Source organism: uncultured Stenotrophomonas sp., from assembly GCF_963519125.1.
In the GTDB taxonomy this organism is placed as follows: domain Bacteria; phylum Pseudomonadota; class Gammaproteobacteria; order Xanthomonadales; family Xanthomonadaceae; genus Stenotrophomonas.
In genome coordinates, this window is the sequence record NZ_CAUQLJ010000002.1 from 170,508 (window position 1) to 188,948 (window position 18,441).

Genomic DNA, 18,441 nt, shown 5'->3' on the forward strand with positions numbered 1-18,441 from the left:
GGTTCATTGGCACATCCGAAGAGGAGAAGAACCGATGGAAATCCAGACGTATGGCAGCAACGTGGAAGTTACCCCCGCCCTGCAGAGCTACGTGGAGGAAAAGGTTGGCCGGGTCGGCAAGCATTTCGACCAGCACTGCCAGATCCGGGTGACGCTCAAGCTGGACAAGACCCAGCACCACGTGGACGCCGACGTGACCCTCGCCGGAAAGGCGCTGCATGCCAAGGCCGACGGCCAGACCATGTATGCCGCCATCGACATCCTGGCCGACAAGCTCGACCAGCTGGTGATCAAGCACAAGGAGAAAAAGCACCAGCACGCCCCGGTTCCGGCTCCCTTGGGCGACAATGGCGGCTGACGCCCCCGCTCTCCCCTTTCCATGCCTTTGACTGATCTACTGGCGGCCGTGCGCACCCAGGTGCTGCCGGCCGCCGATCGCGACAGTGTCCTGAAGGCCGCCGCCAGGCTGCTGGCCTGCCGCGAAGCCAACGCCGACCTGCTGTACGCCAACCTGCGCGAGCGCGAAACGCTGGGCAGTACCGCCATTGGCCATGGCATCGCCATTCCGCATGGCCGCGCACCGTTGCTGGAACGCCCGCGCGGCGCCCTGCTGCGGCTGGAGCGTCCGGTGGACTTCGGCGGCGACGAGCCGGTGGACCTGGTGTTCGCGATCGCCGTACCGAGCCATTACACGCATCAACACCTGATGCTGCTGTCCGAGCTGGCCGAGCTGTTTTCCGAACCGGCCATCCGCCAGGCGCTGCGCGAAGCGCGCGACGCGGCGACCCTGCGCCAGGTCATCGAATTCCCTCCGCCGGCGAGCGCCGCATGAATACCAGCATCACCGCCCGTGAACTGTTCGAACAGCAACGCGACCGCCTCAGCCTTCGCTGGGTAGCCGGGCAGAAGGGCGAGCGGCGCGAGCTGGAGGCCGGCAATACGGTCTCACGGCGCCCTTCGCTGGCCGGCTACCTCAACGCGATCTACCCCAACAAGGTGCAGATCCTGGGCACCGAAGAGCTGTCCTGGCTGGACTCGCTGGACTCGCGCCAGCGCTGGGAAACCATCGAACGGATCATGCAGTCGCATCCGCTGGCCCTGGTGATCACCCGCAACCAGCCCTGCCCGGAAGACCTGCGCGCGGCCGCCGACGAGTCGCAGACGCCGCTGTGGATCTCGCCCAAGCGCGGCCACGAGCTGCTCAACCACCTCTCCTACCACCTGGCCCGGACGCTGGCGCCGCGGGTGATCCTGCATGGCGTGTTCATGGAGATCTACTCGATCGGCGTGCTGATCACCGGTGAAGCGGGGTCGGGCAAGAGCGAGCTGGCGCTGGAGCTGCTCAGCCGCGGCCACCGGCTGGTGGCCGACGACGCCCCCGAATTCACCCAGATCGCCCCGGACGTGCTCGACGGTACCTGTCCCGAACTGCTGCAGGACCTGCTCGAAGTCCGTGGCCTGGGCGTGCTCAACGTGCGCGAGATGTTCGGTGACACGGCGGTAAAGAAGAACAAGTACCTTCGGCTCATCGTGCACCTGACCAAGCCCATGACCGAACCCACCCCCCATGGCTACGAGCGCCTGACCGGCGATTCCGGCACCCGCCATGTGCTGGACCTGGATGTGCCGCTGATCACCCTGCCGGTGATGCCCGGGCGCAACCTGTCGGTGCTGACCGAAGCGGCCACCCGCCTGCACATCCTGCGCACCAAGGGCATCGACCCGGCCGCGATGTTCATCGCGCGGCACAGCAATCTGCTGGAGCGCCGCAGCCCGTGAACACCCCGCCCCCCACCGCCGCCACCCTGATCATCGTCAGCGGGCTCTCCGGATCCGGCAAGACGGTCGCGCTGAAGACCTTCGAAGACCTGGACTACTACTGTTCGGACAACCTGCCGATCAACCTGCTGCCCGACTTCGTGCGCAGCCTGCTGGCCGGCCATGAGGCCGACGCCCCGCGCCGCCTGGCGGTGGGCATCGACGTGCGCGGCCAGAGCGACCTGAGCCAGCTGTCGCACTGGCGCGAAGACGCCTTGGCGGCCGGACTGGACGCGCAGCTGCTGTTCTTCGACGCCACCGATGAGGCCCTGCTCAAACGCTATGCCGACACCCGCCGTCGGCACCCGCTGAGCCAGCTCGGCCTGTCGCTGCCCGAAGCGATCGCGCGCGAACGCGAACTCACCGCGCCGCTGCGCCGCGCCGCCGACGCGGTCATCGACACCACCGCGCTCAACGTGCACCAGCTGCGCCGCAAGGTGGTGACCGAATTCGCGCTGAGCCACGGCAACAAGCTGTCGCTGCTGTTCGAATCATTCGCCTACAAGCGGGGCGTGCCGGCAGAAGCCGACTTCGTGTTCGATGCCCGCGTGCTGCCCAATCCCCACTGGAACCCGGAGCTGCGGCCGATGTCCGGGCGCGAAGCCGGGGTGCGCGAGTACCTGGATGAGCAGCCGGACGTGCAGCGTTATGTGGCCCAGCTGGTCGACTTCCTCGATACCTGGCTGCCCCGCCTCGGCAACGACACCCGCAGCTACGTCACCGTGGCGTTCGGCTGCACCGGTGGAAAGCACCGTTCGGTGTACCTGGCCGAGCGCCTGGCCCGGCATGCGCGGGACCAGGGCTGGCCGGAAGTGGCCACGTTCCATCGCGAGCTGGATTAGCCCGGACAGGTGTATCCCCAATTCATGTTGGGATGTTAACGTTCGACAATGACCTGTGGCATTCTCCTTGTAACTCATCCCGGTGTAGGTACGTCCCTGCTGGACGTGGCTACCCGGCTGCTGCGGCACCTGCCGCTGAAGACCGAAGCTTTCGAAGTACCGTTCGACGCAGACCTGGATGTCCTGCTCCCGCTTGCCTCGGCCGCGTTGCGCCGGGTGGACAGTGGAGACGGCGTGCTGATCCTGACCGATCTGTATGGCGCCAGCCCGAGCAATCTGGCAGCGCAGCTGGCCCGCCTGGGTACCCCGGCACGCCGGGTCTCGGCGCTGAGCCTGCCGATGTTGTTGCGAGTGATGAATTATCCGGAACAGGGACTGGATCAACTGCCCGCCACTGCGGCGGCGGGCACTCGCAATGGAGCGATTGTCGACGATGCTTGAACGTGAACTCACCGTATCCAACCGCCTGGGGCTGCACGCCCGCGCCACCGCAAAGCTGGTGCAGGTGCTGGCCCCCTTCCGCTGCAACGTGACCATGGCCGCCAAGGGCCGCGAGATCAACGCCAAGAGCATCATGGGCGTGATGCTGCTGGCTGCCGGCCAGGGCACACCGGTCACCGTGCGCATCGACGGCGAAGACGAAGTCGCCGCCATGGAGGCCGTGGTGGCCCTGTTCGAGCGACGCTTCGACGAGGACAGCTGAGCATGCCGGGGCCACCGTCGCGCGCTGGCGCCAGCAGCACGGCACGGACCGCGTCCGGGGCCCTGCTGTTGACCGGCCACGGGGCCTCGCGTGGCAATGCCCTGGGCCGCGCGCATGTGCGACTGCCGCACGCGCTGGAAGTGGCCGAGCAGCGCATCCCCCCGGCCCAGGTGCCGGCCGAACTGCAGCGACTGAACCAGGCAGTGGAAGCCGCCCGCGCCGAAATGCACGACCTGCGCAGGCGCCTGCACGGTGCGCTGAACCAGGAAGCCGGTGAATTCCTCGACCTGCACGCGCTGCTGCTGGACGACCCGGAGCTGTTGTTCGGGCTGGATGAGCTGATCCGCAGCGGACCGTACAGCGCCAGTTACGCGCTGCGCGTGCAGCGCGACCGGCTGGCCAAGGTCTTCGATGGCATGGACGATGCCTACCTGAAGAGCCGCATGGACGACCTGGACCATGTGATCGGGCGCATCCATGCCTTCCTGCACAAACGGCCACCGGACGTGAAGGGACTGGCAGGTGAAATCCTGGTCTGCGACAACATCGCGCCGTCCGAGCTGGCCCAGCTGCAGGCACACGGCGTGGTTGGCATCGTGACCGCCGCCGGCAGTGCGCTCTCGCACAGTGCGATCCTCGCGCGCAGCCTGCACCTGCCGCTGATCGTCAACATACCGAACGTGCTGCAGAAGATTTCCGACGGTGACGTGCTCGGCATCGACGGCAGCACCGGCCAGATCACGATCAACCCGCTGCCGCTGGACCTGCGCGACTACCGCGCGCGCCTGCGCGATCAGGCCCGCGAGCAGCGCGAACTGGGTCGCCTGCGCAGCAAGCCCAGCCGCACCCGCGACAACGTCACCATCGCGCTGCTGGCCAATGCCGAATCGCGCGAGGACGTCACCGAAGCGCATGCGCTGGGCGCCCACGGCCTGGGCCTGTACCGCACCGAGTTCCTGTTCCTGCAGCGCGACGAGCTGCCCGACGAACAGGAACAGTTCGAGACCTACCGGGATGCGGCGCTCGGCATGAGCGGGCGGCCGGTGACCATCCGCACCCTGGACCTGGGCGCGGACAAGGCCGACCGCACCGGGTTGACCTTGAGCAACGAAGAAAACCCCGCCTTGGGACTGCGCGGCGTGCGCCTGTCGCTGGCCCGGCCGAAAGTGGCAGATACCCAGCTGCGCGCGATCCTGCGTGCGTCGGCGTACGGCAAGCTGCGCATCCTGCTGCCGATGGTCAGTACCCGCGAGGAACTGCTCTCGGTCCGCCGGCGCCTGGCGAAACAGACCGAGCTGCTGCGCGCCGAGGGCCACGAGGTGGCCGAGCACATCCCGTTCGGCGCGATGATCGAAGTGCCGGCCGCGGCGATCGCACTGGAGAGCTTCATCGACCTGGTCGACTTCCTGTCGGTCGGCACCAACGACCTGGTGCAGTACCTGCTGGCCGCCGACCGCAACAACGAAGCGGTCGGCGAGCTGTATTCGCCACTGCACCCGGCGGTGCTGCGCCTGCTCGCGCACATCCTGCGCACCGGCCGCGAGCACGACGTGCCGGTGGCGGTCTGCGGCGAGATCGCCGGCGACCCGCGCATGACCCGGCTGTTGCTGGCGTTGGGCCTCACCGAGTTCAGCCTGCACCCGGGCACCCTGCTGGAAGTGCGCCGTGCCGTACGCGACAGCGACCTTGCCGCATTGCAGGCAGCCGCGCCGAAGCTCCTTGCCGCCCGCGACCGACGCGGCATCGAACGCTGGATCGAAAGCAACCTGTAGGGTCGCGAATACGTCTTCGAGGCTGTGCACTGAAACAATGCCGCGCGATAATGACGCGCTGACCACCCCCTCTGCCGCATCCTGTCCGGAATAGCGGCTTTCATCTTTTGCCGCGGGAGCTGTGCATGGCCGAAGCCGTACGCCACGACAAGACGGCGCGCCAGTTGCGCCTGTTGTCCGATGCACTGGACAGCGGGCGGCTTGGGCCGGTGCGCCGTCTGGTCAACACGCTGGCGCCGGCCGAGATCGGCAACCTGCTCGAGTCGCTGCCTCCCGGCAAGCGCGAGGTGGTGTGGGGCCTGGTCGACCCGGAAGACGACGGTGAGGTGCTGGTCCACGTCGGCGAGGAAGTGCGCGAAAGCCTGCTGGCCGACATGGACCCGGACGAGATCATCGCCGCGGTCGAAGACCTGGACATCGACGACCTGGCCGACCTGGTCGAAGACCTGCCGGACACGGTCATCGACGAAGTGCTCAAGTCGATGGACCGCGAGAACCGCGAGCGGCTCGAGCAGGTGCTGTCCTATCCCGAGGACAGCGCCGGCCGCCTGATGAACCCGGACGTGGTGACCGTGCGTGCCGACGTCAACGTCGATGTGGTGCTGCGTTACCTGCGCCTGCGCGGCGAGCTGCCCGACCACACCGACCACCTGTTCGTGGTCAGTCGTCGCCACCAGTATCTCGGCCGACTGTCGCTGGCCTCGCTGGTCACCCACGAAGACAGCACCCCGATCAACCGCCTGATCGACGACGAACAACCGGCCATCGACGTGGGCGAAAGTGCCGACGAAGTGGCCCGGCAGTTCTCCGACCATGACTGGGTATCGGCACCGGTGGTGGACGACAACAACATCCTGCTCGGCCGCATCACCATCGATGACGTGGTCGACATCATCCGTTCGCAGGCCGAGCACCAGGCGCTGGGCGCGGCCGGCCTGGACGAAGAGGAAGACCTGTTCTCGCCGATCAAGCGCGCCGTGCGCGGCCGCGTGGTGTGGCTCGGGATCAACCTGTGCACCGCGTTCCTGGCGGCCACGGTGATCGGCCAGTTCGAGCTGACCCTGCAGAAGGTGGTGGCGCTGGCGGTGCTGATGCCGATCGTGGCCGGCGTCGGCGGCAACGCGGCGGTACAGGTACTGACCCTGATGGTGCGCGGCATCGCGCTTGGCCAGGTCGGCCAGAGCAACGCGCGCATCCTGCTGTGGAAGGAATCGCGGGTGGCGTTGATCAACGGCACCCTGATCGGCACCGTGGTCGGCATCATCGCCTACCTGTGGTTCCACAGTTTCCTGCTGTCACTGGTCATCACCCTGGCGCTGATCATCAACTTCTGCGCTGCGGCACTGGCCGGCGTGCTGCTGCCGCTGCTGCTCAAACGCATGAACGTCGACCCGGCCGTGGCCGGTACCGTGGTGGTCACGGCGGTCACCGACGTAATGGGCTTCTTCAGCTTCCTGGGCCTGGCCACCCTGATCCTGCTGCACTGAGCGGAGCTTGCATGGCACTGACCTTGGACAATTATTTTGCCGCCGGCTGGCGCGACCAGCCGCATACCTGCGCTGCCTGCGAGTGGAAAGGCACGGCACGCCAGATGGCGATGGAGCTGCACGAAGACGAGGCCGAGTTCGACTGCCCCGTGTGCGAAAACCCGATCCTGCTGGTGGTGCATCCCAGCCTGGCCCAGGTGCAGGCGGCCGCCGCCGACGGTCACCCGGAAGCGATCGAGCAGCTCGAGATCCTGGGGTCGGCGCCACGCCCCGACTGATGCACTGCAAGATGCCTGCATGCCCGCGCGCGCCTAGACTGAAAACGATTCCAGTCGAGGACAGGCCATGGTGCGAAAAGCGAGCGGTTGGTGGTGCGCGGTGCTGGCGATGCTCGTGTTGAGCGCATGCGCCTCAACCGGCACAGCGGACAGGGGCCACTTCGTGGAGCGCTCGGTCACGGTCGAGGGGCATACCTCGCATTACCAGGTGTTCGTGCCGCGCAACGCCGCTGCGCAGCGCGGCTCCTTGCCGGTGGTGCTGTTCCTGCACGGTTCGGGCGAACGCGGCAGCGACGGCGTCAAGCAGACCGAGGCAGGCCTGGGTCCGCACCTGCGCAGCCATGCCCGCGACTTCCCCGCCCTGGTGGTACTGCCGCAGGTGCCGGAAGACGAGGAGTGGTCCGGCATCAACAACCGCATCGCGCTCGCCGCGCTGGACGCAACCATCGCCGAATTCGGCGCCGACCCGCGCCGCCAGTACCTGACCGGCATGTCGATGGGCGGCTACGGCAGCTGGAACATCGCCCTGGACCACCCCACCCGCTTCGCCGCGATCGTACCGGTCTGCGGCGCGGTGCTGGCCCCACGTGCAGTGCGGGCGAGCCTGCTGGTGGAATCGGTGGCCAATGAAGCCGACCCGTACGCCGCCATGGCCGCACGGCTCAAGGGCACGCCGATCTGGATGTTCCATGGCGCCAAGGACGACGTGGTGCTGCCCGAAGACGACAGGCGCCTGAAGACGGCATTCGACCAGGCCGGTGCCGCCGACGTGCGCTACACCGAGTACCCGCAGGGCAACCACAACGCGTGGGACGCGACGTATGCGGACGCCGTGATGTGGGAATGGCTGTTCGCGCAGCGGCGGTAACGCCGGCGCCTCAACCCAACAGCGTTTCCAACACCGCCATCCGCACCGCGACGCCGTTCGCCACCTGGCGCAGTACCCACGACTGCGGACCGTCGGCAACCTCGTCGGTGACTTCCACGCCACGGTTGATGGGACCCGGGTGCAGCACCGCCGCGTCCTGGCCAGCACGCTTGAGGCGCGCAACGTTCAAACCGTACTCGGCGTGGTACTGCTCGATCGACGGTACCAGCCCTTCTTCCATGCGCTCGCGCTGCAGGCGCAGCATCATCAGCGCGTCGACGCCTTCCAGCATCTGGTCGAAGTCCTGGCCGACGATGCAGCCCTTGAGGGTCTCATCGTCCGGCAGCAGCGACTGTGGGCCACACACGCGGATTTCGCCCACGCCCAGCGTGCGCAGTGCGTGCAGGTCGGTGCGGGCCACGCGCGAGTGCTTCACGTCGCCGACGATCACCACCTTCATCTTCGAAAAATCGCTGCCCTTGGCCTGGCGCAGGGTCAGCATGTCGAGCAGGCCCTGGGTGGGATGCGCGCTGCGACCATCGCCGGCGTTGATCAGCGCCGTGCCCTCGCCCGCCGCAGCGGCCAGCTCGGCGACCGCGCCGTCGTCCGGGTGCCGCACCACGAAGCCGCGCACGCCCATCGCTTCCAGGTTCTTCAGCGTGTCGCAGGCGGTTTCGCCTTTGCGCGTGGACGAGGTGGACGCGTCGAAGTTCAGCACGTCCGCGCCCAGCCGCTGCGCGGCCAGCTGGAACGAGCTGCGGGTGCGGGTGGACGGCTCGAAGAACAACGTGCACACCGCCGAACCGGCCAGCACATGGCGCTTGTTGCCGACCCGGCCGACCGCCGCGTCGCGGATCTGGCCGGCGCGGTCGAGCAGCTGCAGCAGGGTTTCGCGGGGCAGACCTTCCAGGGTCAGCAGGTGGCGCAGGCGTCCGTCGGAATCGAGTTGCGAGGCGGTCATGGCTAGGGTCTGGGGGGTCAGGAAACGGGAGTGGCGTCGTCCGGCGAGGAGAGCCAGCGTTCGATGATGACCGCGGCGGCCACCGCATCCAGCGTGGCCGCGTCGCGGCGACGCTTGCGGCCTTCGGCGCGCTCGACGGCGAACCGGCGCGCGGCTTCGACCGAGCTGGAACGCTCGTCGACCAGCACCACCGGCAGTTTGAAACGTTCCCGCAGCTGGCGGGCAAAGCCCTGCGCACGCTTGCGGTTGGGCTGGTCCTGGCCGTCCAGGGTGAGCGGGTCGCCCACCACCAGGCCGTCGGGCCGCCACTCCTTGATCAGGCGTTCGACGGCAGCCCAGTCCGGCCCGTTGCCGTGCACGTCCACCACTGCGATGGCGCGGGCGTGGGTGCCGAACGAGCTGCCGATGGCCACGCCGATCCGGCGGGAACCGACATCGAAGCCCAGCACGGTGCCGTCGCGCCGGATGGTGGCCGGCTCAGACATGGCCGCTGTAGTCGGTGTGGCGGAACAGGTCCACGCCGATGCGTGAGGCCGCGCCCTGCCACCGCTCGTCCAGCGGGGTGTCGAACAGCAGCTCGGCATCGGCCGGCACGGTCAGCCAGCTGTTGTCGGCGATCTCCGCTTCCAGCTGGCCTTCGGTCCAGCCGGCGCAGCCCAGCGTGACCAGCGCGTGGCGCGGACCTTCGCCGCGGGCCATGGCTTCGAGGATGTCGCGCGAGGTGGTCAGGAACACGCCCTGCCCCACCTGCAGGCTCGAATCCCAGCCGCTGGCATCATCATGGATGACGAAGCCGCGCTCGGGATGGACCGGCCCGCCGTTCAGCACGACCTGGTCGCGCAGCACCACGTCGTCGGTCTGGATCTCCATCTGTGCCAGCACATCGCCCAGCGTGTACTCGGACGGCTGGTTGACCAGCACCCCCATGGCGCCGTTTTCGTCGTGCTGGCAGATCAACGCCACCGTGCGCGCGAAGGTCGGATCGGTCAGCGAAGGCAGCGCGACCAGAAGATGATGGGCAAGCGTGGTGGGCAGCGTGGACATGGGCCCATTCTAACCGCTGCGTCCGGACACGGGCGTGAGCCTGGGCTAGGATGCCTGCACTCAAGCAGGGATGCGCATGATGAACCACCACCCGTCATTGCCGCTGGCTTCGCGCAGCGCCATCGTACTGATCGCGCTGTTGCAGGGCCTGATGATGTACGCCGTGCAGGAAGCCGCCGGTCACTGGCCGTTCCACGAGTTCGGCAACCGTCTGTGCTGGTACGCCTGGGTGCTCACCGTGCCCACCGCGATCGCGCTGACCCTGGTCGAGCTGCGCGATCGCCGCCTGTGGCTGCATGCGGGGCTGGCCACCGTGCTGGTGCTGGGGCTGGCCGGATGGATCGGCTGGAACCTGGGCGGTCCTACGGGCGACCTGCGTCAGGGACCGTTGCTGGTGCCATTCTCGTTCTGCCTCGCGATCGCGGTGTTCGTAGCGTTGCCCTGGTGGCAGTTCCGGCTGCGCCACGGGCACTGGCGCGCACCGTACGAAGCGCTGTTCCAGCATGCATGGCAGAACGGCCTGACGCTGGCACTGGCGGCGGCGTTCACGGGGCTGACCTGGATGCTGCTGTGGCTGTGGGCGGCGCTGTTCGACCTGGTGGAGATCGAATTCTTCAGCGACCTGTTCCGCGAACACGCGTTCATCGCGCTGGCCACCGGAATGCTGGCGGGGTTCGGCGTGCTGATCGGGCGCACCCAGCACCGCGCGATCCAGGTCATCCGCCAGGTGCTGTTCGCGGTCGCTCGCGGGTTGCTGCCGCTGCTGGCCTTCATCGCGGTGATCTTCGTGGTGTGCCTGCCGTTCACGGGTCTGGAACCGCTGTGGCGCACCCGCTCTGCGGCCACCGTGCTGCTCACCCTGGTGCTGCTGCTGGTGGTGTTCAGCAATGCGGTGTACCAGCATGAAAGCGATCGTCCGGCGTATCCGCTCTGGCTGCGCCGACTGGTCGAGGCCAGCCTGCTCACGCTGCCGGTCTATGCAGCGCTGGCGTTGTACGCGCTGGGACTGCGCATCAGCCAGTACGGCTGGACCCAGGAACGCTTCTGGGGCCTGCTTGCGGCGCTGCTGGTGTGCGGCTATGCGGTGGGCTACGCGCTTGCCGCGCTGCGCGGACGCGGCCGTTGGCTGCAGCGGATCGAACCGGTCAACCGCTGGATGTGCTGGGTGGTCATGGCAGTGGCCGTGCTGGCCAACACCCCCGTGCTGGATCCGGTGCGGATCAGCCTTGCCAGCCAGCTCGCGCGAATCGAGGCCAAGGCGCCGGCCATCACCGCCGATACGGCCACCGAACTGCGCTTCAACTATGGCCGACGCGGCGTGCAGGCCCTGAAAAGCCTGCAGCAGGATCCACGCTTCAGCAGCGACAAACGCGCCCGCGCCCTGATCGCTGGCGTGCTGGACGTGGACGGGCGGCAGGTCCGCTACGGACGCTACACGGACCGCATCGGCGACGTGGACGTGCTGCGCCAGCAGGTCAAGCTGGCCAAGGGCAGCCCAGCCCCGGAGCTGGACTGGTGGCAGGCCGTGGTGGCCGGAAAGATCGAGGGCGGCAGCTGCCTGGAGCTCGACGAGCGCTGTATTGCCCTGCGCCGCGACCTGGATGGCGACGGCGTGGACGAGGTGCTGCTCTGCCACGAACCGCAGTGGGGCGGCGCGCAGTGCCGGTTGCATGCGCGCGAGGGCGCCGCATGGGCGAACGCCGGCAAAGTGGACTTCCCACTGCCCGCCGAGGCCAGCGGGAATCCCGACCGCGACCCGCTGCTTCAGGGTGAACTGAAGGTGCATGCCTCGCGCTGGCCGCAGTTGTCGCTGGGCGGCGGCCGTAAACTGGGCATCGACGAGCCCCTTGCCGAAGACGAGTCCCCATGAGCGGTTACTGCATCATTGCGCCGGGCCACCCGGTGCACGGTCACTACCATGACCATGAATATGGCTTTCCGCAGCGCGACGAACGCGAGCTGTTCGAGCGCCTGCTGCTGGAGATCAACCAGGCCGGGTTGAGCTGGGAAACCATCCTGAAGAAGCGCGAAGGTTTCCGTGCGGCCTACGACCAGTTCGACGTGGACACCGTGGCGGCCTACGGCGAGCGCGAGGTGGAGCGCCTGCTCAACGACCCGGGCATCATCCGCAACCGGCTCAAGGTGCATGCGGCGATCCACAACGCCCAGGTGATCCAGCAGCTGCGGGCCAGCCATGGCAGTTTCGCGGCCTGGCTGGACGCGCACCACCCGCGCGACAAGGCCGAGTGGGTGAAGCTGTTCAAGAAGACCTTCCGCTTCACCGGCGGCGAGATCACCGGCGAATTCCTGATGAGCCTGGGGTACCTGCCGGGCGCGCATGCCAAGGATTGCCCCGTGTATGCGCGGCTGGCGGAAATTCCGCCTCCCTGGGCTGTCTGCACGCGTTGATCGCACACACCGCCTGGGCCGGCCAGCGGCCAGCGCTACCGGCTCAGACGCCCATGTAACGGCCGGGGCGGTGGTTGAACATCAGCACCAGGCTCAGCACCACCGCGCCGATCGCCGAGTACAGCACCTTGTCCGGCGAGAGCACGAAGAACGCCACGCCCATCAGCAGGGTGTCGAACGACATCTGCACCTTGCCGGCGCTCCAGCCGCGGGTGCGCTGCAGGTACACCGCCAGGATGCCGATGCCGCCCAGGCTGGCGCGGTGGCGGATATAGAACAGGATGCCCAGCCCGGCCAGCGCGCCGCCGACCAGTGCCGAATACAGCGAGCTCATATGGGCGAAGTCGGCCCAGCGCGGCAGCAGGTCGACGAGCACGCCACGGGCGGTGACCGCGGCGAAGGTCTTGAGCGTGAACTCCCAGCCCATGCGGCGCACTGCCACCCAGTAGAACGGCAGGTTGACCAGCACGAACACGACGCCGAAGTTCCAGCCGAAGGCGTAGTGGGCCAGGAACGCCAGCCCGGCCATGCCGCCGATCATCAGGCCGCCCTTGGCGAAGATGGCCAGGCCCAGCGAGGCCACCAGGGTGGCCAGGATCATGCCCTGCACGTCTTCGACCACCGAATGGCGCAGCGCTTTCTCGTCGGCCAGGGTGCCCGCGCTGTCCGGTGGCGGGGTCAGCGGGCCGGCAGTGACCAGATGGCCGTCAGCGTCGTCGCACGGCGCGGGGCCATGGGATTCAAGGGACATGGGGGTGGGGCCAGACTCGTGGGGAGCGGTATTAGACACGATTGGCGTGACAGTTGCAGGTGAAATGATTCAGTTCCGCAACAATCGGCCGTATCTGGCCCGCTTCGGCCGGACCTCAGCCCCGCTGCCCCTTCAGGTGATGGGCCACCAGCGCGTTGGCATGACCGTGGCCCAGACCGTGCGCCTCCTTCAGGAAGCCGACCAGCGCCATGTGCTTCAGCCCGCCCTGGGTGGCCAATAGAGCCAGCCAATGACCAACCGGCTGACCATAGGTCTTTTCAATAGATGGGAAGTACGACGCGGGGCCTTTGACCGGGGCGGTGTCGTTCATGTCCGTTCCTCGCAGGTGGGTTCATCTGGTACGACGAACCCGGACGCTGGAAATCGACACGCCCCGGGGGCAGCGCACGACCGGGGGTCGTGCGGCCAACGATCGACTAGCGCCTGACGTCCGGGTTCATCGCCATGGCGATGAACACCAGCAGCAGGAACAGACCGCCGACGACCGTCACCAGGATGTGCAGCGCGCTGAACCGGTCCATCTGCGCCATGTCCACCCGTTCGTCCTGGTGGTAGCGACGCACCAGGCTGTTGACCGGCAGCAGCGGCACGAAGGCGAACAAGGCCAGCAACCACCCGGCGTTGGGCAGGCGGCTGGCAAGGTTGAGCAGGAAGTAGGCCAGCGCCAGCAGGCCCGGCGCAAACGCGAGGTCGCGCCGACGGTTGCTGGCGGCGTCGCGCAGTTGGCTGAAGCACAGGTACGCCCAGAGCGGCGAGAACAGCGCGCGCGCCCACGGCCATTGGGTGCCCCCGGTCTCACGTTTGATCGCCTGCCAGTTGCGCCAGAACCAGTACACGGGATACAGCCCCAGCGTGGTCAGCGACAGCGTCACCATCTTCATGGACGAGGGGGAGTAGTACGCAGCCGCGTCGGAGATCGGCTGTGCGTGAGGCCCCGCTTGGGGCAAGGCGCGCGGCAAGGCAGGAGGCGTCGGAAACGTGGCCGGCGCGCGGTACGGATCATGCAATTCCATGTGCATTTTTCTCTACGGTAACAGTGCTACCGGCACGGTGCCGGCCCCTTGAAGCACCACGTACAGCAAGGGCGCGCCGGCATTGCACCGCGCGCGCCCCGTTTTCCGGATCCGCCGTGTCAGCGGACTTCGGAAATCTCCACTCCGTCCAGGCCCTGCGACAGGGTGCGCGCGTCGCCGCCCTGGGACAGCTTGATGCGCAGGCGCACTTCGTTCTGCGAATCGGCGTAGCGCAGCGCGTCTTCGTAGCTGATCTCGCCGGCCTGGTAGAGCTCGAACAGGCTCTGGTCGAAGGTGCGCATGCCCAGCTGCACCGATTCCTTCATCACTTCCTTGAGCTTGTGGATCTCACCGTCGCGGATGTAATCCTGCACCAGCGGCGTGCCCAGCATGATTTCCATGGCGACCTTGCGCGACTTGCCATCCGGCGAAGGCACCAGCTGCTGCGCGACCACGCCCTTGAGGTTCAGCGACAGGTCCATCAGCAGCTGGTTGCGGCGGTCTTCCGGGAAGAAGTTGACGATGCGGTCCATCGCCTGGTTGGCGTTGTTGGCATGCAGGGTGCACAGCACCAGGTGGCCGGTTTCGGCGAACGCGATGGCATGGTCCATGCCTTCGCGGGTACGCACTTCGCCGATCATGATCACGTCCGGCGCCTGGCGCAGGGTGTTCTTCAGCGCCGCTTCCCAACTGTCGGTATCGATGCCGACTTCGCGCTGGGTGATGATGCAGCCCTCGTGCTTGTGCACGAATTCGATCGGGTCTTCGATGGTGATGATGTGGCCGGTCGAGTTCTGGTTGCGGTAACCGATCATCGCCGCCAGCGAGGTCGATTTACCGGTACCGGTGGCACCGACGAACAGGATGATGCCGCGCTTGGTCATTGCCAGCGTCTTGATGATCGGCGGCAGGCTCAGTTCTTCCACGGTCGGAATACGCGTCTCGATGCGACGCAGCACCATGCCGACCTGGTTGCGCTGGTAGAAGCAGCTCACGCGGAAGCGGCCGACACCGGACAGGCCGATGGCGAAGTTGCATTCGTGGGTCTTCTCGAATTCCTCGCGCTGTGCCGGGGTCATCACGTTGAGGACCAGGTCGCGGCTCTGCTGCGGCGTGAGCGGGGTCTGCGTGATTGGCGAGATCTTGCCGTTGACCTTCATCGCCGGCGGCATGCCCGCAGTGATGAACAGGTCCGAGGCGCGCTGGTGCGCCATCAGCTTGAGGAACGAAGTGAAATCGATGGTGGTCGCGGTGGTGTTCACGGCGGGCTCCCAATGGGGCATGTACCAGGAAACGGTCGGTGGAGGAAACGGCGCGGGAACGGCGGCGCACGGGCGCACGCCGCCCCGTTGCGGCCCCGCCTTACTCGAACAGGCGCTTGTCCTTGGCGTAGTCGCGGGCCTGGTTGCGGGTGATCAGGCTGCGCTTGACCAGGTCCTGCAGGTGCTGGTCCAGGGTCATCATGCCGTACTGCTGGCCGGTCTGGATGGCCGAATACATCTGCGCCACCTTGTCCTCGCGGATCAGGTTGCGGATGGCCGGGGTGCCGACCATGATTTCCCACGCAGCGGTACGACCGCCGCCGACCTTCTTCAGCAGCGCCTGCGAGATCACCGCACGCAGCGACTCGGACAGCATCGAGCGCACCATCGGCTTTTCGCCGGCCGGGAACACGTCGATGATGCGGTCGATGGTCTTGGCCGCCGAGCTGGTATGCAGGGTGCCGAACACCAGGTGGCCGGTTTCCGCGGCGGTCAGTGCCAGGCGGATGGTTTCCAGGTCACGAAGTTCGCCGACCAGGATGATGTCCGGGTCCTCACGCAGCGCCGAGCGCAGCGCTTCGTTGAAGCCATGCGTGTCACGGTGCACTTCGCGCTGGTTGATCAGGCACTTCTGCGAGGCGTGCACGAATTCGATCGGATCCTCGACGGTGAGGATGTGGCCGTATTCGTTCTTGTTGATGTAGTCGATCATCGCCGCCAGCGTGGTCGACTTGCCCGAGCCGGTCGGACCGGTCACCAGGATCAGGCCCTGCGGCTGCTGGATCACTTCGCGGAACAACGGCGGGCAGGCCAGGTCCTCAAGGGTGAGCACCTCGGACGGAATGGTACGGAACACCGCACCGGCGCCACGGTTCTGGTTGAACGCGTTCACGCGGAAGCGCGCCAGGCTGGGAATCTCGAACGAGAAGTCGACTTCGAGGAATTCCTCGTAATCGCGGCGCTGCTTGTCCGACATGATGTCGTAAACGAGCGCATGGACCTGCTTGTGGTCCAGGGCCGGAATATTGATGCGACGGACATCGCCGTCGACGCGGATCATCGGCGGCAGGCCTGCCGACAGATGAAGGTCCGACGCTTTGTTCTTAACGGAAAACGCCAACAGTTCGGCGATATCCATACGCTGCTACTCCCCATAGACTGCTGCGACTGGAAGGATCTTTCCCCGGTCGGCAGTATAGCCTCCCTGATCCACCGGGAAACTGCCCCATTGAGTACCTGCCCGTGACTGCCCTGCCCCTGCCCACCCTGTTGCTGAACCTGCACAACGCGGCCACGGCCGCCGGGCGGCCACCGCCGCGCCTGCTGGCGGTGTCCAAGACCCAACCGGCCGAGGCGGTGGCTGCCCTGGCCGCGCAGGGCCAGCGTGCCTTCGGCGAAAATTACGTGCAGGAAGCGGTGGCCAAGATCAAGGCGCTGGCGTCATCGGGCCTGGAGTGGCACCTGATCGGGCACCTGCAGTCGAACAAGGCCGAGCTGGCCGCGCAGCACTTCGATTGGGTGCAGAGCGTGGACCGGCCCAAGCTCGTCACTGCGCTGGCCGCGCATCGCCCGGACACGCTGTCGCCGTTGAACGTGCTGGTGCAGGTGAATATCGACGATGAAGACAGCAAGCACGGCTGTACACCGGACACGATGCCCGTGCTCGCCGACACCATCGCCGCACAACCACGGCTGCGCCTGCGCGGCCTGATGGCCATTCCCGCACCCTGGCCAGATGCAGCGCGCCGCCAGCAGGCCTTCGAGCGGATGCACGCCCTGTTCGAGACCCTTGCCGCCCGGTACCCACAGGTCGATACCCTTTCCATGGGAATGAGCGCCGACTACCCCGAGGCCATTGCCCATGGCGCGACCATGGTCCGGGTCGGCACCGCACTGTTTGGTGCCCGCCCCACCCCACACAAGGATCCTTCATGACCTCTGCTCCCATCACCTTCATCGGCGGCGGCAACATGGCCCGCAGCCTGATCGCCGGGCTGGTCCGCCAGGGCGTGGCGCCCGACCAGATCCATGTCGCCGAGCCGGTCGCCACCCTGCGCCAGCAGCTCAGCGCTGACTTCGGGGTCAACACCCATGCCGACTCCGCCGACGCCGCCGTGCAGGGCGCAGTATGGGTACTGGCGGTAAAGCCGCAGGTGCTGCGCGAGGTGTGCGCCACGCTGGCCGAGCCCGCCGCACGGCTGCAGCCGCTGGTGGTGTCCATCGCCGCGGGCATCACCAGCGCGCAACTGGCCCGCTGGCTGGGCGGCCATGGCGCCGTGGTGCGCGCCATGCCGAACACCCCGGCCCTTCTGGGTGCCGGGGTCACCGGCCTGTTCGCTACCGGCGGTGTCAGCGACGCACAGCGCGCGCTGGCCGACACCGTACTGGCGAGCGCCGGGCGCACGGTGTGGATCGACGACGAAGCGCGCATGGACGCAGTGACCGCGGTGTCCGGCAGCGGACCGGCCTACGTCTTCCTGCTGGCCGAGGCCATGGAAGCGGCGGGCATTGCGCAGGGGCTGTCGCCCGAGGCCGCACGCACGCTGGTGGTGCAGACCCTGCTCGGCGCCAGCCGCATGCTGGACGAGTCCGGGGAGGCCCCGGCCGAGTTGCGGCGCCGGGTTACCTCGCCGAATGGCACCACCCAGGCGGCGATCGAGAGTTTCCAGGCCGACGGTTTCGAAGCGATGGTCGAGCGGGCGATCGATGCCGCTACCCGGCGTGGGAAGACGTTGTCTGCGGCGAACGATTGAGCGCTTCAGCCACGCAGACCCTCACCCCCAACGCTGCGCGCCATCCCCCTGCTCGCCCAGCGCATCGCCCGGATTGGCCAAGCGGCACCGCTTCAGCGACAGACACCCGCACCCGATGCAATCGGTGAGCTGATCGCGCAACAACATCAGCTCCTCGATCCGCTGGTCCAGCTCGCCGCGCCACAGCGCCGACATCTTTCCCCACTCGGCACGGGTCGGGGTCTTGTTTTCCGGCAGCGCGGCAAACGCATGCGCCACCGCCTCCAAAGGCATGCCCACCCGCTGCGCCACGCGGATCACCGCCAACCGGCGCAGCACGTCGCGGCTGAAGCGGCGCTGGTTGCCGGCCGTGCGCAGGCTGCGGATCAATCCCTTGCGCTCATAGAAGTGCAGCGCCGATACCGCTACGCCGCTGCGCCGAGCCACCTCACCTACACTCAACTCCTGCGCGATCACTGC

Annotated in this window: 23 protein-coding genes; 14 read left to right on the forward strand and 9 right to left on the reverse strand. The window is 67.3% G+C overall.

The features are described from left to right. The first annotated feature begins 34 nt into the window (after positions 1-34). From raiA to RYM47_RS02255, 10 genes are all read left to right on the forward strand, one after another. Positions 35-358 (forward strand): ribosome-associated translation inhibitor RaiA, encoded by a 324-nt coding sequence (raiA, locus tag RYM47_RS02210; RefSeq protein WP_315385808.1) that lies wholly within the window; start codon positions 35-37, stop codon positions 356-358. Positions 359-379: 21 nt separating this feature from the next. Beyond that, complete coding sequence (locus RYM47_RS02215) at positions 380-832, forward strand: PTS sugar transporter subunit IIA (protein ID WP_315385810.1); 453 nt, start codon at positions 380-382, stop codon at positions 830-832. Continuing rightward, complete coding sequence (gene hprK, locus RYM47_RS02220) at positions 829-1,779, forward strand: HPr(Ser) kinase/phosphatase (protein WP_315385811.1); 951 nt, start codon at positions 829-831, stop codon at positions 1,777-1,779. Before RYM47_RS02215 ends, hprK begins: the two co-directional genes overlap by 4 nt. Beyond that, positions 1,776-2,660 carry an RNase adapter RapZ gene (rapZ, locus tag RYM47_RS02225; protein WP_315385813.1) on the forward strand — a complete coding sequence of 295 codons (885 nt, stop codon included), beginning with the start codon at positions 1,776-1,778 and terminating at the stop codon, positions 2,658-2,660. The genes hprK and rapZ overlap by 4 nt, the downstream gene beginning before the upstream one ends. A gap of 48 nt (positions 2,661-2,708) precedes the next feature. Beyond that, positions 2,709-3,101, forward strand: coding sequence for a PTS sugar transporter subunit IIA (locus RYM47_RS02230; RefSeq protein ID WP_070206687.1), 393 nt, complete (start codon positions 2,709-2,711; stop codon positions 3,099-3,101). After that, positions 3,094-3,363 carry an HPr family phosphocarrier protein gene (locus RYM47_RS02235; RefSeq protein ID WP_315385816.1) on the forward strand — a complete coding sequence of 90 codons (270 nt, stop codon included), beginning with the start codon at positions 3,094-3,096 and terminating at the stop codon, positions 3,361-3,363. The genes RYM47_RS02230 and RYM47_RS02235 overlap by 8 nt, the downstream gene beginning before the upstream one ends. A 2-nt stretch (positions 3,364-3,365) precedes the next feature. Beyond that, complete coding sequence (gene ptsP, locus RYM47_RS02240; protein ID WP_315385818.1) at positions 3,366-5,135, forward strand: phosphoenolpyruvate--protein phosphotransferase; 1,770 nt, start codon at positions 3,366-3,368, stop codon at positions 5,133-5,135. A 125-nt stretch (positions 5,136-5,260) separates the two neighbouring features. Continuing rightward, a complete protein-coding gene (gene mgtE / locus RYM47_RS02245) occupies positions 5,261-6,622 on the forward strand; it encodes a magnesium transporter (protein ID WP_068849782.1) in 1,362 nt (453 codons plus the stop codon). 11 nt (positions 6,623-6,633) lie between these two features. After that, on the forward strand, positions 6,634-6,900 hold the full coding sequence (locus RYM47_RS02250; protein WP_315385820.1) for a hypothetical protein: 267 nt from the start codon (positions 6,634-6,636) through the stop codon (positions 6,898-6,900). Between the two features lie 67 nt (positions 6,901-6,967). Next, a complete protein-coding gene (locus RYM47_RS02255; protein ID WP_315385821.1) occupies positions 6,968-7,768 on the forward strand; it encodes a prolyl oligopeptidase family serine peptidase in 801 nt (266 codons plus the stop codon). A 10-nt stretch (positions 7,769-7,778) separates the two neighbouring features. Here the strand turns inward: RYM47_RS02255 and RYM47_RS02260 are convergent, their stop codons facing one another. Genes RYM47_RS02260 through RYM47_RS02270 form a run of 3 tightly spaced genes read right to left on the reverse strand, consistent with a single transcriptional unit; the run spans position 7,779 to position 9,773 of the window. Beyond that, positions 7,779-8,729 (reverse strand): aspartate carbamoyltransferase catalytic subunit, encoded by a 951-nt coding sequence (locus tag RYM47_RS02260; RefSeq protein WP_315385822.1) that lies wholly within the window; start codon positions 8,727-8,729, stop codon positions 7,779-7,781. A 17-nt stretch (positions 8,730-8,746) separates the two neighbouring features. After that, on the reverse strand, positions 8,747-9,214 hold the full coding sequence (gene ruvX, locus RYM47_RS02265; protein ID WP_070206694.1) for a Holliday junction resolvase RuvX: 468 nt from the start codon (positions 9,212-9,214) through the stop codon (positions 8,747-8,749). Then, positions 9,207-9,773: a YqgE/AlgH family protein gene (locus tag RYM47_RS02270; protein WP_315385824.1), complete on the reverse strand. Its 567-nt coding sequence runs from the start codon at positions 9,771-9,773 to the stop codon at positions 9,207-9,209. Before RYM47_RS02270 ends, ruvX begins: the two co-directional genes overlap by 8 nt. Positions 9,774-9,852: 79 nt before the next feature. Between RYM47_RS02270 and RYM47_RS02275 the strand changes: the two genes are divergently transcribed. Together RYM47_RS02275 and RYM47_RS02280 are read left to right on the forward strand one after the other, a co-directional pair. Then, positions 9,853-11,643 (forward strand): DUF4153 domain-containing protein, encoded by a 1,791-nt coding sequence (locus RYM47_RS02275; RefSeq protein ID WP_315385825.1) that lies wholly within the window; start codon positions 9,853-9,855, stop codon positions 11,641-11,643. Then, the gene (locus RYM47_RS02280) at positions 11,640-12,182 is read left to right on the forward strand and encodes a DNA-3-methyladenine glycosylase I (RefSeq protein WP_315385827.1); all 543 of its coding nucleotides are present in this window, start codon (positions 11,640-11,642) and stop codon (positions 12,180-12,182) included. Before RYM47_RS02275 ends, RYM47_RS02280 begins: the two co-directional genes overlap by 4 nt. Positions 12,183-12,225: 43 nt before the next feature. Here RYM47_RS02280 and RYM47_RS02285 read toward each other — a convergent pair whose 3' ends face one another. The 5 genes from RYM47_RS02285 to RYM47_RS02305 form a co-directional block, all read right to left on the reverse strand. Continuing rightward, entirely contained in the window at positions 12,226-12,933 is a 708-nt protein-coding gene (locus RYM47_RS02285; RefSeq protein WP_315385829.1) for a YitT family protein, read from the reverse strand. 115 nt (positions 12,934-13,048) lie between these two features. Further along, complete coding sequence (locus RYM47_RS02290; RefSeq protein ID WP_315385830.1) at positions 13,049-13,264, reverse strand: DUF4287 domain-containing protein; 216 nt, start codon at positions 13,262-13,264, stop codon at positions 13,049-13,051. A gap of 106 nt (positions 13,265-13,370) precedes the next feature. Next, positions 13,371-13,835, reverse strand: a complete 465-nt coding sequence (locus tag RYM47_RS02295; protein ID WP_315385832.1) for a hypothetical protein — start codon at positions 13,833-13,835, stop codon at positions 13,371-13,373. Positions 13,836-14,086: 251 nt separating this feature from the next. Beyond that, a complete protein-coding gene (locus RYM47_RS02300) occupies positions 14,087-15,229 on the reverse strand; it encodes a PilT/PilU family type 4a pilus ATPase (protein WP_315385833.1) in 1,143 nt (380 codons plus the stop codon). A 100-nt stretch (positions 15,230-15,329) separates the two neighbouring features. Further along, positions 15,330-16,367 carry a type IV pilus twitching motility protein PilT gene (locus RYM47_RS02305; protein ID WP_315385834.1) on the reverse strand — a complete coding sequence of 346 codons (1,038 nt, stop codon included), beginning with the start codon at positions 16,365-16,367 and terminating at the stop codon, positions 15,330-15,332. A 119-nt stretch (positions 16,368-16,486) separates the two neighbouring features. Between RYM47_RS02305 and RYM47_RS02310 the strand changes: the two genes are divergently transcribed. Together RYM47_RS02310 and proC are read left to right on the forward strand one after the other, a co-directional pair. Further along, positions 16,487-17,164, forward strand: coding sequence for a YggS family pyridoxal phosphate-dependent enzyme (locus tag RYM47_RS02310; protein ID WP_315385937.1), 678 nt, complete (start codon positions 16,487-16,489; stop codon positions 17,162-17,164). Further along, positions 17,161-17,982 (forward strand): pyrroline-5-carboxylate reductase, encoded by an 822-nt coding sequence (gene proC / locus RYM47_RS02315; protein WP_315385836.1) that lies wholly within the window; start codon positions 17,161-17,163, stop codon positions 17,980-17,982. The genes RYM47_RS02310 and proC overlap by 4 nt, the downstream gene beginning before the upstream one ends. A gap of 21 nt (positions 17,983-18,003) precedes the next feature. Here the strand turns inward: proC and soxR are convergent, their stop codons facing one another. Next, on the reverse strand, positions 18,004-18,438 hold the full coding sequence (gene soxR / locus RYM47_RS02320) for a redox-sensitive transcriptional activator SoxR (RefSeq protein WP_315385838.1): 435 nt from the start codon (positions 18,436-18,438) through the stop codon (positions 18,004-18,006). Positions 18,439-18,441: the final 3 nt, after the last annotated feature.

Bases quoted from the DNA above. Each gene is read 5' to 3' on its own strand.
- hprK (WP_315385811.1), top strand. From the start codon at position 829: ATGAATACCAGCATCACCGCCCGTGAACTGTTCGAACAGCAACGCGAC.
- RYM47_RS02215 (WP_315385810.1), top strand. From the start codon at position 380: ATGCCTTTGACTGATCTACTGGCGGCCGTGCGCACCCAGGTGCTGCCG.
- proC (WP_315385836.1), top strand. From the start codon at position 17,161: ATGACCTCTGCTCCCATCACCTTCATCGGCGGCGGCAACATGGCCCGC.
- RYM47_RS02285 (WP_315385829.1), bottom strand. From the start codon at position 12,933: ATGTCCCTTGAATCCCATGGCCCCGCGCCGTGCGACGACGCTGACGGC.
- mgtE (WP_068849782.1), top strand. From the start codon at position 5,261: ATGGCCGAAGCCGTACGCCACGACAAGACGGCGCGCCAGTTGCGCCTG.
- RYM47_RS02260 (WP_315385822.1), bottom strand. From the start codon at position 8,729: ATGACCGCCTCGCAACTCGATTCCGACGGACGCCTGCGCCACCTGCTG.
- raiA (WP_315385808.1), top strand. From the start codon at position 35: ATGGAAATCCAGACGTATGGCAGCAACGTGGAAGTTACCCCCGCCCTG.
- RYM47_RS02280 (WP_315385827.1), top strand. From the start codon at position 11,640: ATGAGCGGTTACTGCATCATTGCGCCGGGCCACCCGGTGCACGGTCAC.
- RYM47_RS02295 (WP_315385832.1), bottom strand. From the start codon at position 13,835: ATGAAGATGGTGACGCTGTCGCTGACCACGCTGGGGCTGTATCCCGTG.
- ptsP (WP_315385818.1), top strand. From the start codon at position 3,366: ATGCCGGGGCCACCGTCGCGCGCTGGCGCCAGCAGCACGGCACGGACC.
- RYM47_RS02305 (WP_315385834.1), bottom strand. From the start codon at position 16,367: ATGGATATCGCCGAACTGTTGGCGTTTTCCGTTAAGAACAAAGCGTCG.
- RYM47_RS02255 (WP_315385821.1), top strand. From the start codon at position 6,968: ATGGTGCGAAAAGCGAGCGGTTGGTGGTGCGCGGTGCTGGCGATGCTC.
- RYM47_RS02275 (WP_315385825.1), top strand. From the start codon at position 9,853: ATGAACCACCACCCGTCATTGCCGCTGGCTTCGCGCAGCGCCATCGTA.
- RYM47_RS02235 (WP_315385816.1), top strand. From the start codon at position 3,094: ATGCTTGAACGTGAACTCACCGTATCCAACCGCCTGGGGCTGCACGCC.
- RYM47_RS02250 (WP_315385820.1), top strand. From the start codon at position 6,634: ATGGCACTGACCTTGGACAATTATTTTGCCGCCGGCTGGCGCGACCAG.
- RYM47_RS02270 (WP_315385824.1), bottom strand. From the start codon at position 9,773: ATGTCCACGCTGCCCACCACGCTTGCCCATCATCTTCTGGTCGCGCTG.
- RYM47_RS02290 (WP_315385830.1), bottom strand. From the start codon at position 13,264: ATGAACGACACCGCCCCGGTCAAAGGCCCCGCGTCGTACTTCCCATCT.
- ruvX (WP_070206694.1), bottom strand. From the start codon at position 9,214: ATGTCTGAGCCGGCCACCATCCGGCGCGACGGCACCGTGCTGGGCTTC.
- RYM47_RS02230 (WP_070206687.1), top strand. From the start codon at position 2,709: ATGACCTGTGGCATTCTCCTTGTAACTCATCCCGGTGTAGGTACGTCC.